Source organism: Streptomyces sp. AB3(2024), from assembly GCF_041862025.1.
Classification (GTDB): domain Bacteria; phylum Actinomycetota; class Actinomycetes; order Streptomycetales; family Streptomycetaceae; genus Streptomyces.
In genome coordinates this window covers 1-13,817 of sequence record NZ_JBGWAB010000058.1, presented here as the reverse complement: position 1 = coordinate 13,817, position 13,817 = coordinate 1, and the positions used below count along the sequence as shown (strand labels likewise).

The following is a 13,817-nucleotide window of genomic DNA, read 5'->3' as shown; positions in this document are numbered from 1 at the left end:
CGGAGCAGCCGGGGGTGCGGCGGCCGGGCGGTCCGCCGGAGCTTCACCTAGCGTCCGCTGCATGAACGCCCCCACATCGCGGCCGGGCGGAGTGTCCCGCCGCACCGCGCTCACCGGTCTCGCCGCGGGAGCCGGCTCCCTCGCCCTGCCGGGCACGGCCCACGCCGCGCCCACCCCGTCCGCGTCGGCCGCCGATCCCGCACCCGGGGCCATGAAGCTCTTCGCGGACCCGGGCTTCGACTTCGCCGGGCTCCTCGCCCTGGGCGCGGCCGGGATGCGCGCCTCCGAGGTCGGCGAGGTGCTGACCGCCGTCAACGCGGTCAACGCCGCCGGCCTGTCCGAGCAGAGCTACACCGACACCTTCCGCGCCTGGGGCGACCGGCTCGCGGCGCCCCCCGCCGCGGGGCGCCACGGCGGGGACGTCCCCCCGCAGACCCGCCGCTTCCGCTCGCTGCGCGCCGCGCAGTACTACGCCCAGGCCCTCTTCTACGTCCTGGGCACCACCTCACCCGCCGACGAGAAGGCGGTCTACCTCGCCGGACGCACCGCCTGGGACGCCTTCACCCGGCTGTGCTCCCCGGCCGCCGTCCGGGCGGAGGTCCCGTACGGTGGTACGCGCCTGCCGGTCTGGTTCTTCCGTCCCGAGGGCCCCGCCCGGCCGCGCCCCACCGTGATCCTCACCAACGGCAGTGACGGGCAGAACGTGGACATGTGGACCTACGGAGTGTCCGCCGCCCTCGACCGGGGCTGGAACGCCCTCGTCTACGACGGCCCCGGCCAGGGACAGCTGCTCTTCGTCGAGGAGATCCCCTTCACCACCCGCTGGGAGAAGGTGGTCACACCGCTCGTCGACTGGCTGGCGGCCCGCAAGGACGTGGACTCCGCCCGGATCGCCCTCACGGGCCTGAGCATGGGCGGCAACCTGGTCGCCCGCGCCGCGGCCTTCGAGCACCGCCTGGCCGCCGTGGTCTGCCAGCCGGGCTGCGTCAGCCCCTGGCTGGGCTTCGACAAGGAGCTGCGCGACGTCGTCACGCCGGACAAGGCGGAGACCAACCGGGTCTGGAACGAGGAGGTGGTCCCCGAGCTGACCCCGCAGCTCGCGTTCACCGTCAAGAAGCGCTTCGAGATCTTCGACCGGCAGGCGCTGCGCCAGGCGCGCGCGGGCAAGGTGCTCACCGACCTCTGGACGCCCGCGCAGGTGGCCATCGGCCTCGACATCACGAAGCTGGTCCCCCGGATCAAGGCGCCGACGCTCGTCCTGGACTACGACTTCGAGCTGTTCTACCCGGGCCAGCCGCGGCAGATGTACGACCTGCTGAGCTCGCGGCGCGAGTACGTGAAGATGACGGAGGCCACCGGGGCACAGTTGCACTGTTCCCCGATGGCCCCGCAGCAGCACTGCGACGTCGTCTTCGACTGGCTGGAGGCGACGCTCCGCCCGGACCGCTCCTAGAAGGTCAGGTTCCAGGAGTCGATCTTGCCGGTGTCGCCGCCGGCGTTGTCGTTCACCCGCAGCTTCCAGGTGCCGTTCGCGACCTCGGAGGAGGCGTTGACGGTGAAGACCTGGTTGATGTTGTCGGTGCCGCCGCCCGCACGGTTGTGGACCGTGTAGACGGAGCCGTCGGGGGCGACCAGGTCGACCTTGAGGTCACCGATGTAGGTGTGCGCGATGTTCACGCCCACCTTGAGGGTGGCCGGGGCGTTGCCGGTCACGCCGGAGACGGTGATCGGGCTCTCCACGGTGGTGTTGTCACCGATGGCGAAGTCCGCGGTGTTCTCGAAGTACTTGCCCGCGGGCGGGGTGGCGCCGACCGCCTTCAGGGCGTCTACCTGGCCCTCGCCGAAGAAGGAGTTGTTCGCGGTCGTACCGGTGCAGCGGCCGTCGGCGGGGCAGGCGATGTCGTTGGCCTGGGTGGCCAGCTTGTCGCGGATCTGCGCCGGGGTGATGCCCGGGTTGGCGCTGGCGATCAGCGCCGCGACGCCCACCACGTGCGGGGTGGCCATCGAGGTGCCGCTCTTGGTGCCGTACTTGCCGCCCGGCAGCGTGGAGTAGACGTCCTGGCCCGGGGCTGCGACGTCGATGACGCCCTGCCCGAAGTTGGAGAACGAGGCCTTGGTGACGCCCGTGCCGTTCGCCGCGACGGTGACCACGCCCGGGAGCTCGGTCGGGATGTCCATGCAGGCGTTGGTGATGGTGCGGGTGACCGGGGTCGAGTCGTTGGGGCTCGCGGTGTCGGTCGTCTTGTGCGCGAGGTCGTAGTCCTCGTTGCCCGCCGCGGCGATCTGGAGCGAGCCCTTGCTCTCGGCGTACTCCTGGGCGCGCTTGACGCCCTCGATGATGGCGGCCTGGTCGATGTTGTCCGGGCAGTTGAACTGCCACGGGTCCGTGTAGTAGCTGTTGTTGGTGACCTTGAAGCCGTGGTCACCGGCCCACACGAAGCCGCAGATGGTGTTCTCGGCGAAGAAGAACGAGTTGCCCGGCTCGGCGACGCGGACCGCGGAGATCTTCACTCCCGGGGCCACGCCGACGACGCCCTTGCCGTTCTTGGCGGCGGCGACGGTACCCGCCACGTGGGTGCCGTGGGTGTCCACGTCACGCCAGGCGCCGGTACGGGTGTCGGGCTTGCCGTAGGCGCAGGAGACCGAGTCGGCCGCGTTGAAGTTCGGGGCCAGGTCCTGGTGCTGGTCGTCGACACCGGTGTCCAGGATGCCGACCTTGACCGACGGGGAGCCGGTGGTGACGGCCCAGGCCTGGTCGGCCTTGATCTGGCTCATGTCCGCGCGGACCGGCTCGCCGGCCGCGGTGGAGGACTGCGCCGGGTTGGCGGGCAGCGCCGGGTTGTAGGCGTCGGCGGGGACGTCCGAGGTACGGGTGGCGCCCACCTGCTGCACCCCGCTGACGCCGCGCATGGTGGAGGCGAAGGTGGCGGAGGCGGAGTGGGCGACGATCACGCCGATCGCGTCGAAGGACGAGAAGACCGTGCCGCCGTTGGCGGTGACGGCCGAGCGGATCGCCGTGCTGTCGCCGGGGGCGCTGATCACGAGGTAGGCACGGGTGCCGGCGGCCCAGGTCGCACTCTGGGAAGCCGGGGCCGCAGCCTTGGGGGCGGCCGCCGGAGCGGAAGCCGGGGCGGAGCCGTTCGGGTTGACGGGAGCGGTGCCGGCGATCGCGGCGGGCGCTCCGAAGGCGAGGGCGGCGCCGAGGGCGGCCGCCATCACCAGGCTACGTCGGGGTCGGCTGGATATGTGGGGTATCAATGCGTCCTCCGATGGCACAGCGGTGCTGTTGGCATCTGCCGTGCCGTACGAAACGAGTGGTGGACGCAAGATGTCAGACGGGCCACCCTGGAGGGAAGTACCTTTTAGCGCAGCGGAGTTACCGGCCGATTGGCCGAAAATGGCGGTTGGCGGGGGCTCGTCGCCCCATCGCCTCCCGGAGAAGGGACACCGGCCGGGCTGGGCACCGTGGGGGCGAGCCCTGCCCGGCCGGATCCCGCGGGTGCGCCGGTCAGGCCGGCACACCGTCCTTGGCCCCGGCCGACGGGTCGGCGGAGGGGGCGGCGGAGGGGGCGGCGGAGGAGTCCGTCGAGGGTGCGGGCACCGCGACGGGCGCCTCGTCGGGGCGGGCTCCGTGCCCGTCGTCGATCAGCGTGGTCTCGTCGAAGGGCATCCGGCCCGCGAGGACCTCGGTGGCCCGCTCCCGGTCGAACTCCTTCGTCCACGTTCCGATCAGCACGGTGGCGACGGCGTTGCCCGCGAAGTTGGTCAGGGCCCGGGCCTCGCTCATGAAGCGGTCGATGCCCACGATCAGGCCGACGCCGTCGACCAGTTCGGGCCGGTGTGACTGGAGCCCGCCGGCCAGCGTGGCCAGACCCGCCCCGGTGACCCCCGCGGCGCCCTTGGAGGCCACGATCATGAAGAGCAGCAGCGAGATCTGCTCGCCGAGCGCCAGCGGCTTGCCCATGGCCTCCGCCACGAACAGGGAGGACATCGTCAGGTAGATCGCCGTCCCGTCCAGGTTGAAGGAGTAGCCGGTCGGCACGGTGATGCCGGTCACCGGCCGGGAGACGCCGAGGTGTTCCATCTTCGCGATGAGCCGCGGCAGCGCCGACTCCGAGGAGGAGGTCGACAGGATCAGCAGGAACTCCCGCCCCAGGTACCGCAGGAGGGCGAAGATGCTGACGCCCGTACACACGCGCAACAGGGTGCCGAGTACGACGAAGACGAAGAGCAGGCAGGTGGTGTAGAAGCCGATCATGATCACGGCCAGGGACTTCAGCGCGTCGATGCCGGTCGCTCCGACCACCGCCGCGATCGCCCCGAAGGCACCCACCGGTGCCGCCCACATGATCATCGCCAGTACCCGGAACACCAGCTTCTGCACGTGTCCGATCCCGCGCAGCACCGGTTCGCCCGCCGTGCCCATCGCCTGGAGCGCGAACCCGCACAGCAGTGCCACCAGCAGTGTCTGGAGCACCTCGCCCCCGGTGAAGGCGGACACCAGCGTCGTCGGGATGATCCCGAGCAGGAACTCGGGCGTGCTCTCGGCGCCGCCCGCCTTGGCCTGGGCCTCCCCGGCGTGCCGGGCCGCCTCGGTCAGGTGCAGCCCGCTGCCGGGCTCCAGGAGGTTCCCCACGACCAGCCCGATCGCGAGGGCCACCGTCGACATGACCATGAAGTAGCCGAGGGCGAGTCCGCCGACCGCGCCCACCTTGGCGGCCTTGCGGACCGAGCCGATCCCCAGCACGATCGTGCAGAAGATCACGGGCGAGATCATCATCTTGATGAGGTTGACGAAGCCGGTGCCCAGCGGCTTGAGCTCGACAGCCACGCCGGGAGCGGCGAAGCCCACGGTGATGCCGAGCAGCACCGCGGCGATCACCGCGATGTAGAGATAATGGGTCTTGTCGCGCCTGGCGGCCACGTCGCCTCCTGGTGGTGAATGTGTTCCGGGAGACCATCGCCCACCCTGTGACCCCGGTCACCCTTCCGTTCATTGAGTTCATGGCCGGGTGCACACTGAGCGCCATGCTCCGCTTCCCTCGGCCGCCCCGCAGCCTCGCCGGCCAGCTCTTCGCCATGCAGGTGCTGCTGGTCGCCGTCGTCGTCGCCGGATGCGCGGTCTTCGCGTACGCGACCGCCCGGGACCAGGCCGAGGACGCCGCCCGGCGCCAGGCCGGGGCCGTGGCGCGGTCCGTCGCCGACTCCCCGTCGGTGCGCGACGCCGTCCAAAGCGGCGGGAGCGGGGCCGGCCCCTCGGCGGCCCTCCAGCCCTACGCCGAGCGGGTGCGCGCCGACTCGGGCGTGGACTTCGTGACGATCATGGCCCCGGACGGGCGGCGCTGGACCCACCCCGACCCGCGTCGCATCGGCGAACGCTTCCTCGGCAACACGGCCCCCGCCCTGCGCGGCGAGACCTTCAGCGAGACCTACACCGGCACGCTCGGCCCCTCCATCCGCGTGGTCACCCCCCTCGCCGACGAGGAGGGCCGGATCGTCGGCCTGGTCAGCGCGGGGATCACCGTGCGCGCCGTCAGCGACCGGCTGGCGGAGCAGCTCTCGGCCCTCGCCTGGGTGGCGGCCGGGGCGCTGGCCCTGGGCGGCGCGGGCACGTACGTGGTCAACGCGCGGCTGCGCCGCCACACGCACGGGATGAACGCCGCCGAACTGAGCCGGATGTACGACTACCACCAGGCGGCCCTGCACGGGGTCCGGGAGGGGCTGCTGATGCTCGACGGCCACCGCAGGATCACCCTCGTCAACGACGCCGGTCGCGAACTCCTCGGCCTGCGCGCGGAGATCACCGGCGTCGGCGTCGCCGACCTCGGCCTCCCCGCCCCGCTCACCGGAGCTCTGCTCGCCGACCGGCCGCGGGTCGACGAGGTCCACCTCACCGCCGACCGGGTGCTGGTGGTCAACAGCTCACCGGTGGCCGGCGGAGGCCGCCGCGGCACCGTGGTCACCCTGCGCGACCACACCGAACTCCAGGCGCTCACCGGGGAGCTGGACCACGAGCGGGGCTTCACCCAGGCGCTGCGCTCCCAGGCCCACGAGGCGGCCAACCGGCTCCACACCGTGGTCTCCCTCATCGAACTGGGCCGCAGCGAGGAGGCGGTGGAGTTCGCCACCGCGGAACTGGAGCTGTCCCAGGCCCTGACCGACGAGGTGGTCACCGCCGTCGGAGAGCCGGTGCTGGTCGCCCTGCTGCTCGGCAAGGCGGCGCAGGCGCACGAGCGGGGCATAGAGCTGGTCGTCACCCCGGACAGCGGTGCGGGCGGGGCCGTCGAGGGGATGGACGGGGTGCCCGGTCTCCCGCCCGCGCGCGACCTCGTCACCCTGCTCGGCAACCTGATCGACAACGCCGTCGACGCCCTCATGGGGGTGCCCGGAGCGCGGATCGCCGTCACCGTGCGCCGGGACGCGGACGAACTGCTGCTGCGGGTCGCCGACAACGGCCCCGGACTGCCCGAGGGGGTGGACGTGTTCCGGCGCGGCTGGTCCGGCAAGGGGGAGGGGCGCGGCCTGGGGCTGGCGCTGGTCCGCCAGGTGGCCCACCGGCACGGCGGGGCCGTCGACGCGGTCTCCGGGCCGGCCGGGGGCGCGGAGTTCACCGTCAGCCTGCCGCTGGGCTCCGGCCGGGCCGGTTGCGGGGAGACGGCGCGAGCGGCGGAGGCGCGGGAGCCGGACACGCGGCCCGGGTCACCGGGGGAGCCGGGATCCGCAGCAGCGCCCGGGGCCGGACCGGGAGCCGGCCGAGAGCCGGGACGCGGAGCGGCGCCGGAGACGGCGCCGGGCTCCGGCCGGGACGCGCCGCCGGGCCCCGGCCGGGACACGGCAGGTGACGGACATGGGCCGGGGCCCGGCATCCCCCGTCAGCGCCGCGCCGGCGGTGCGTCGTGAGCGCGCCCGAGGTGCGGGTGCTGGTGGTCGAGGACGATCCCGTGGCCGCCGCCGCGCACGCGCTCTACGTCGGCCGGGTGCCCGGCTTCACGGCCGTGGCCGCCGTCCACTCCCTCGCGGAGGCCACCCGGGTGCTGGAACGGACCCGGGTCGACCTGCTGCTCCTCGACCTCACCCTGCCCGACGGCCACGGGCTGCGCTTCGCGCGCGGGCTGCGGGCCGCCGGGCATCCCGTCGACGTGATCGCGGTGACCTCGGCCCGGGACCTGGCGGTGGTCCGCGAGAGCGTCTCGCTGGGCGTGGTGCAGTACGTACTGAAGCCCTTCGCCTTCCCGACCCTGCGCGAACGCCTGCTGCGCTACGCCGAGTTCCGGGCGTCGGCGGGCGAGGCGGCGGGTCAGGACGACGTGGACCGGGCGCTCGCCGCACTGCGCGCGCCCGGTCCGGCGGAACTGCCCAAAGGGCTCAGCGCCCCGACCCTGGAGCGGGTCGCGGCGCTGCTGCGGGCGGCGCCCGAGGGGCTGACCGCCGCGGGGGCGGCCGAGGCGGCCGGGATCTCGCGGATCACCGCCCGCAGGTACCTGGAGCACCTGGTGGACACCGGCCGGGCGGACCGCACCCCCCGGTACGGTCAGGTCGGCCGCCCCGAACTGCACTACCGCTGGCTGGCGGCGGCGGCCGGCTCCGTGTCGAACGTGTAGAACTTGCGGTGGTCCAGCATGTCGGCCGGGGTCACGTCGTTCCACGGCCGCATGGTGTCGCGCAGGTCGACCACGTTGGCGGTGCCGGCGGCCGGCAGGTAGGGGGACTGCGGGTGCTTCGCCTGCCAGTCGGCCCAGAGCTTGTCGACGAAGGCGTGGTGCATCCAGAACACCGGGTCGTTGGGCGAGACCCCGGTGGCCATCTGGCCGCCGACCCACACGTGCACCCGGTTGTGCAGGTTGGCGCCGCGCCATCCCTCCAGGTTGTTGCGGAAGCCGTTGGAGGAGCTGTTCCAGGGCGCCATGTCGTAGACCGGCATCGCCAGAACGGCGTCCACCTCGGCCTTGGTCGGCAGCTGGGCGACGCCCTCGCCGAGCGCGCGGCGCAGGTAGTTGCGCCCGTCGACCCGTACGGCTACCTCCCACTTGCCCGTCGCGTACGAGAAGGGTCCGTCCATGACCTGCCCGTCCCGGGCCCGGCCGGTGCCGCCGAGGAAGTCGGCGGCCCAGAGGGAGGAGCGGGTGGTGCGGTCGGCGGTCCAGTCCCAGTACGGGATCGAGACGCTCGCGTCCACCGCCTGAAGAGCCGCCTCGAACTCCAGGAGAAAGCGGCGGTGCCAGGGGAGGAAGGAGGGAGAGCGGTGGCCGACGCGGTCGCCCGAGTCGGTGTCGCTCATGATGAACCCGTTGTGGGTGGTGACGAACCGGTCGTAGCGGCCCGTTCGCTTCAGTTCGAGCAGCGCGTTGGTGAAGGCGCGCTTCTCCTCGGGAGTGAGCGCGGCCTGGTTCTTGCGGACGGTCATGCCATGCCCCCCATCTGCATCGGGGCGAGCTGCGAGCCCTGGAGCTCGCGCACCGCGGCACGGGCCAGCGAGGTCGGGTCGGCGAAGGTCTCGTAGTGGTTGACGACGCTGATCCAGGTGCCGTCCGCGTTCTGCATCACGTGCAGTTCGCGGCCGTCTATCTTCACGGTCGGCAGACCGGGGGAGTGGTGGCCGCCGTGGTGGCCGCCCCCCGTGCCGGGGGCTATCTGGATCCGGCGGCCCTGGTACACCTCGTCGACGGTGCCGGCCGGGGTGGTGGCCGCACGGGAGTCGGTGGCGGCGGCGTGCGCGGTGGCGCCCGCGATGCCGAGGACGGTGAGTGCGCCGGCAGTGGTGCCCAAGGCCTGCCGACGGGTGATCTTGTTCATGGCCGAAGAACTATCAGGGCCATGGGGGCAGTTGGCCGCTATCAGGACATCGGTGGATAAGTTGTGTGTAGAACAAATGAAATGATCTTCCCCGTTCGCGTCGGCTCCGACGGCCGGTGCGGGAAGATCTGCGGGGGAAATGCTACTGGACGGTAATTCTTCCGGCGTGACGAGGTTGTTATGGAGGGGATCACACGCCGGAGTCGGCCGGAAGGTGCGGCTCGCGCCCCGCTTTCCTCAAGCGTTTCCCGAGAGGTGCCGAAGTCGACTTCATAACGATCTGCACCTTATAGTCCCGATATGGCTCTTCATCAGACGAAGGACGCGAACGCCAGGGACGCCGATACGGACGTGTTCACGTCCGCCCTCAGCGGCCAGATCCTCCCGAAGTACCGGATGCCCGACGACCACTCGCCTTCCGAGGTGGTCTACTCGCTCCTCCACAACGAGCTGCTCCTCGACGGCAACGCCGCCCAGAACCTGGCCACCTTCTGCACCACCTGGTCGGACGACGGCGTGCACCGCCTGATGAACGAGTGCCTCGACAAGAACATGATCGACAAGGACGAGTACCCGCAGACGGCCGAGATCGAGGCCCGCTGCGTCAATATCCTGGCCGACCTCTGGAACGCCCCGCCCGGAACCTCCGGCACCGGCTGCTCCACCACCGGCTCCAGCGAGGCCGCCATGCTCGGCGGCCTCGCCCTCAAATGGCGCTGGCGGGCCCGCCGCCGGGGGGAGGGCAAACCGGCGGACCGGCCCAACCTGGTCTGCGGCCCGGTGCAGATCTGCTGGGAGAAGTTCGCCCGCTACTTCGACGTCGAGCTCCGGCAGGTCCCCGTGGAGCCCGGCGCGACCGGCCTGCTCCCGCACCAGCTCGCCGCCCACGTCGACGAGAACACCATCGGGGTCGTCGCCATCCTCGGCGTCACCTACACCTGCGACTACGAACCCGTCGCCGAGATCGCCGCCGAGCTCGACCGGATCCAGCAGGAGCACGGCTGGGACATCCCCGTCCACGTGGACGCGGCGAGCGGCGGCTTCGTCGCCCCCTTCCTCCACCCCGACGTGGTCTGGGACTTCCGGCTGCCGCGCGTGGCCTCCGTCAACACCTCCGGGCACAAGTACGGGCTCGCCCCGCTCGGCGTCGGCTGGATCGTCTGGCGCACCGCCGATCTGCTCCCCGCCGACCTCGTCTTCGACGTGGACTACCTCGGCGGTGACATGCCGACCTTCGCCCTCAACTTCTCCCGCCCCGGCGGCGAGGTCATCGCCCAGTACTACCTCTTCCTGCGGCTGGGCCGCGGCGGCTACCGGCGCGTCCAGCAGTCCTGCGCCGACACCGCCCAGTACCTGGCCGGGGAGATCGCCGGCATGGGCCCCTTCACCCTGCTCTACGACGGCCAGGGCGGGCTGCCCGCCGTCTCCTACATGCTCGCCGACCCGGCCGGCGCCGGGTTCACCCTCTACGACCTCTCCGACCGGCTGCGGATGCGCGGCTGGCAGGTGCCCACGTACCCGCTCCCGGCGGACCGTCAGGACACCCTCATCCAGCGCGTCCTGATCCGCCACGGGGTGACCCGCGACCAGATCGCCCTGCTCGTCACCGACATGCGGGCGGCCGTCGAACACCTGGCCGCCCACCCGCAGCCGGTCCCCACCACGGAACCCAGGTCGGGCTTCCACCACTGACCGCCCCGGGTCACCGGCCGGAGCGGGACCAGCGCATCCCCAGGGCCGTCAGCGCGGCGGCCCGCTCCGGCGCCAGCCCCGCCGCGCGGGAGCGCTGGTTGGCGATCCACGCCCCGAGCCTCAGCTCCTGGTCCCCCCACCGCTCCACGTGCGGGCGGGGGACCTTAAGGTGCCCCTCGCGGGCGTGGAACTGCCGGGCCGCCTCCAGATACCCGGCCCACGCGGAGGCATGGCTGCGGCGCGCGGGCGGACGCTCCGCCTCCGGTGCCGGGGCCAGCCCCAGCGTGTGCTCCAGCAGCCACCGCTGCGACCACCCCAGCCGCTCCCACCCCAGCCGCTGGGCGCGCACCCACCCGCCCAGGTCCTCGCCCTGCACCAGCACCCGGCCGGGAACCGGCGGAACCCGGCCGCCCGCGTCCAGGTGCACCCGGGTCAGGTGGAAGGCCCGCTGCCAGCCGATGTCCCAGACGGGACACCAGGACGGGTCGATCCGGTCCAGCGCCTCCCGGCGCTCCTCCGGCAGCGCCCCCGGCCCCTCCCGGCGCGCGGCGGCCCGGTTGTTCTTCATCCACACCCCGACGGGCGCCCCGTGCCAGGTGGCGTCCACCGGCGGCAGCAGGTGCCCGTGCTCGGCGGCCCAGGCCCCCGCCGCCGCCAGCCCCTCCTCGAAGGCCACGTCGAAATGGCTCCACACCATGCCGAGTCCGTCCAGCTCCCGCATGCGCTCGCGGCCCAGCGCGCCCCGGCGGTACGTGCGCCGCGCGTCCGCGATCCACTGGCCCAGCGGGAACCCCGCCAGGGCCGACGGCCACTGCCCGCCGGACTCCGGCACCCGGTAGGCGAACGGCACCCGCAGGTCCCCGGCCGTCGCCGCGTAGATCCGCGCCGCCTCCGCCCCGCGCCGCCACCGCGTGTGCTCCGGGTTGAGCACCCGAAGCCGGACGAAGGCCGCCAGCAGCGCCGGATCCCGGGGCGTGGAGAAGCTCAGCAGCGCCGCGGCGCCCGGCCCGGTGCCGCCGGTGCTCCCGCCCGCACCGGCCGCCGACGCCGGGCGGCCCGGTGCCTGCGGCTGGGCCAGAGCCTCCACCAGGCGTGAGTCGTGCGCCCTCAGCGCCTCCAGGAGCCGTGCGAGGTCCCCGTAGGCCCGTGAGGTCAGCATCGTCTCGGGGGACTCCCCGGGCCCCAGCAGCACCGGCACCACCAGCGAGGCGACCTTCCCCTCTCCGGGCCGGATCCGCAGCGCCCGGCCCACGGCCTGCACCAGATCCGGCATGGAACCGCGCACGTCGGCCCAGAACACGGAGTCGCACTCCTTGGTGTCGACACCTTCGCCCAGCACCCGGACGCTGCCCAGGAACGCCTTGTCCGCGACCCGGTCCGCGGCGAACGCCTCCAGCACGCGACGCCGGTGGGCCGCCGTGTGCTGCCCGCACAGCCAGTCCGCCCACACCGTGCGCGGGTACGCCGGCAGCGCCGGCCGGCTCGCGGCCCGCAGCCGCGCCGCGACCGCCGGCAGCCCCGCCGCGAAGGCCTCGGCCTCCTTGGTCAGATGGTGGAACACCAGCGTCCGCCGGAACCCCTGGTCCGCCGCGGCCTTAACCAGCGCCGCCTGGAGCGCCGCCAGCCGCATCCCGCGCACCCGGTCCGAACGGCCGTCCGCACCCAGCAGCACCGCCGACCGGAAGCCCGGATCGCTGATGTCCACGCACACCACCCGGTACGGGGCGCAGATGCCCCGGTCGATCGCCTCCGACAAGGGGAGCGTGTAGCAGCGGGCGCCGAACGGCCCCTGCGGATCGTCCTCCATGGAGGCCACCAGCTCGCCCCGGCCCCGGAGCCCGCCGGCCCCCCGGGCGCGCGCGGGCCCCTCCCCGTACTCGTCCTCCGCCCCCTCGGCTTCGGGGTCCTCCCCGTCCCGCCACACCCGGGGGGTGGCCGTCATGTACAGCCGGCGGGCGGAGGGGATGCGCGTGTTGTCGTGGACCACCGCCCAGGGCTTGCCGATCCGCCCCGACGTACGGTGCGCCTCGTCGACCACGATCAGGTCCCACGGCGGCAGACCCGCCAGGTGGGCCCGCTCGATGGTGCCCTGCCCCAGCGACGCGTACGTGGCGAACACGGTCACCCGCTCCACCGGCCCGGTGCCCCACCGGGCCAGTCGGCCCGGATCGGTGGTGGTCGGCAGTCCCGCCTCCTCGCCGCGCAGCGAGCACACCGCGAGGGCGCGTCCGGTCCGGCCGCCCGCCCGCCAGGCGGACGCGGTCTGCACGAGCAGGTCGAGCGAGGGAACCAGGACGAGCACCCGCCCCGCCCGCAACTCCTCGGCGGAGCGCACGGCGACCAGGGACTTGCCCGACCCGGTCGCCATGATCACCTGGGTGCGCAGGCCCCGCCCGGGGAGCCGGCCGTCGGCCGGGGGCTCCAGGGCGCGGACGACGGCGTCGACGGCCTCGCGCTGATGCGCGCGCAACTGCGGCTTCGCCATCCGACTCGTCACCCCGTCCCCGTTGATCTGCCCGTTCTGCTCCAGGTCCTATCTTGCCCGGATTCTGAGACAAACAGGGGAAGGGGGAGGTCCGGACGGTCACGTCCGCACTGTCACGTCCGCACCATTGCGTCCGGACGGGTCGGATCCGGACCGCCGCGGGCCCCGGGTGGTCACCCGGGGGCGGCCGGCCGTTCGCGGAGGACGGCCGGTCACATGCGGGCGCCGAAGTTCTGCGTCCACCAGGGGCCGCCCGCACCCGGGCGCATGCCCACGCCTATGTCCTTGAAGGAGCAGTTCAGGATGTTGGCCCGGTGACCGGGGCTCTTCATCCACGCGTCCATCACGTCCTGCGCCGTCTGCTGACCCTTCGCGATGTTCTCCCCGTACGTCGACCAGCGGTACCCGGCGGCCGTCGTCCGCGTTCCCGGGTCGCCCCCGTCCGGGTCGGTGTGCGAGAAGTAGTCCCGCTGCGCCATGTCCTCCGAGTGCCCCTGGGCCGCGGAGCGCAGCTGCGCGTCCTCCTTGAGCGGCCCGCAGCCGGCCGCCGCCCGCTCGGAGTTGACCAGGGCGATGACCTGTCCCGCCACGCCCGCCGGAGCGGGCGCCGGAGCCGGTGCGGCCGGGCGCGGAGCGCTGGTCTTCGCAGGCGTGGGCGCGGGGGACTTCGACGAGCTGGTGGAGGGCGAGGGGGAGGCCGAAGCGGAAGCGGACGCCGAAGGCGAGGGGGAGGCCGAAGCGGAGGCCGAGGCCGACCCGGAGGCGGAGGGCGCCCCCGCGTTCGCGTCGGGGGCCGACAGCGCGGCCAGCGGGGACGCGGGCGCGCCGCCGCCCGCCTCGGTGCCCC

At 73.2% G+C, this 13,817-nt stretch carries 10 protein-coding genes; 4 read left to right on the top strand and 6 right to left on the bottom strand.

The features are described 5' to 3' along the window. The first annotated feature begins 61 nt into the window (after positions 1 to 61). The gene (locus tag ACEPPI_RS22265; RefSeq protein WP_373917009.1) at positions 62 to 1,453 is read left to right on the top strand and encodes an alpha/beta hydrolase family protein; all 1,392 of its coding nucleotides are present in this window, start codon (positions 62 to 64) and stop codon (positions 1,451 to 1,453) included. Here ACEPPI_RS22265 and ACEPPI_RS22260 read toward each other — a convergent pair. Together ACEPPI_RS22260 and ACEPPI_RS22255 are read right to left on the bottom strand one after the other, a co-directional pair. Further along, positions 1,450 to 3,219: a S8 family serine peptidase gene (locus ACEPPI_RS22260; protein ID WP_373917008.1), complete on the bottom strand. Its 1,770-nt coding sequence runs from the start codon at positions 3,217 to 3,219 to the stop codon at positions 1,450 to 1,452. The genes ACEPPI_RS22265 and ACEPPI_RS22260 overlap by 4 nt on opposite strands. 289 nt (positions 3,220 to 3,508) lie before the next feature. After that, positions 3,509 to 4,924, bottom strand: a complete 1,416-nt coding sequence (locus tag ACEPPI_RS22255; protein WP_373917007.1) for a cation:dicarboxylate symporter family transporter — start codon at positions 4,922 to 4,924, stop codon at positions 3,509 to 3,511. 155 nt (positions 4,925 to 5,079) lie between these two features. Between ACEPPI_RS22255 and ACEPPI_RS22250 the strand changes: the two genes are divergently transcribed. Further along, positions 5,080 to 6,900, top strand: a complete 1,821-nt coding sequence (locus ACEPPI_RS22250; RefSeq protein WP_373917039.1) for an ATP-binding protein — start codon at positions 5,080 to 5,082, stop codon at positions 6,898 to 6,900. Then, the gene (locus ACEPPI_RS22245; protein WP_373917006.1) at positions 6,897 to 7,601 is read left to right on the top strand and encodes a response regulator; all 705 of its coding nucleotides are present in this window, start codon (positions 6,897 to 6,899) and stop codon (positions 7,599 to 7,601) included. The genes ACEPPI_RS22250 and ACEPPI_RS22245 overlap by 4 nt, the downstream gene beginning before the upstream one ends. On the opposite strand, the gene ACEPPI_RS22240 is transcribed toward ACEPPI_RS22245, so the two are convergent. Both ACEPPI_RS22240 and ACEPPI_RS22235 read right to left on the bottom strand, forming a co-directional pair. Further along, a complete protein-coding gene (locus ACEPPI_RS22240) occupies positions 7,556 to 8,404 on the bottom strand; it encodes a tyrosinase family protein (RefSeq protein WP_373917005.1) in 849 nt (282 codons plus the stop codon). The two genes, ACEPPI_RS22245 and ACEPPI_RS22240, sit on opposite strands and share 46 nt — an antisense overlap. After that, positions 8,401 to 8,793 (bottom strand): tyrosinase cofactor, encoded by a 393-nt coding sequence (locus ACEPPI_RS22235; protein WP_030229777.1) that lies wholly within the window; start codon positions 8,791 to 8,793, stop codon positions 8,401 to 8,403. Before ACEPPI_RS22235 ends, ACEPPI_RS22240 begins: the two co-directional genes overlap by 4 nt. A 300-nt stretch (positions 8,794 to 9,093) precedes the next feature. Here ACEPPI_RS22235 and ACEPPI_RS22230 point away from each other — a divergent pair, with 300 nt between their 5' ends. Then, a complete protein-coding gene (locus ACEPPI_RS22230) occupies positions 9,094 to 10,485 on the top strand; it encodes a glutamate decarboxylase (RefSeq protein ID WP_373917003.1) in 1,392 nt (463 codons plus the stop codon). A 10-nt stretch (positions 10,486 to 10,495) separates the two neighbouring features. Here ACEPPI_RS22230 and ACEPPI_RS22225 read toward each other — a convergent pair whose 3' ends face one another. Together ACEPPI_RS22225 and ACEPPI_RS22220 are read right to left on the bottom strand one after the other, a co-directional pair. After that, positions 10,496 to 12,970 carry a Helicase associated domain protein gene (locus ACEPPI_RS22225; RefSeq protein ID WP_373917002.1) on the bottom strand — a complete coding sequence of 825 codons (2,475 nt, stop codon included), beginning with the start codon at positions 12,968 to 12,970 and terminating at the stop codon, positions 10,496 to 10,498. Positions 12,971 to 13,182: 212 nt separating this feature from the next. Beyond that, a partial coding sequence (locus tag ACEPPI_RS22220; RefSeq protein ID WP_373917001.1) for a CAP domain-containing protein occupies positions 13,183 to 13,817 on the bottom strand: 635 nt, incomplete at its 5' end.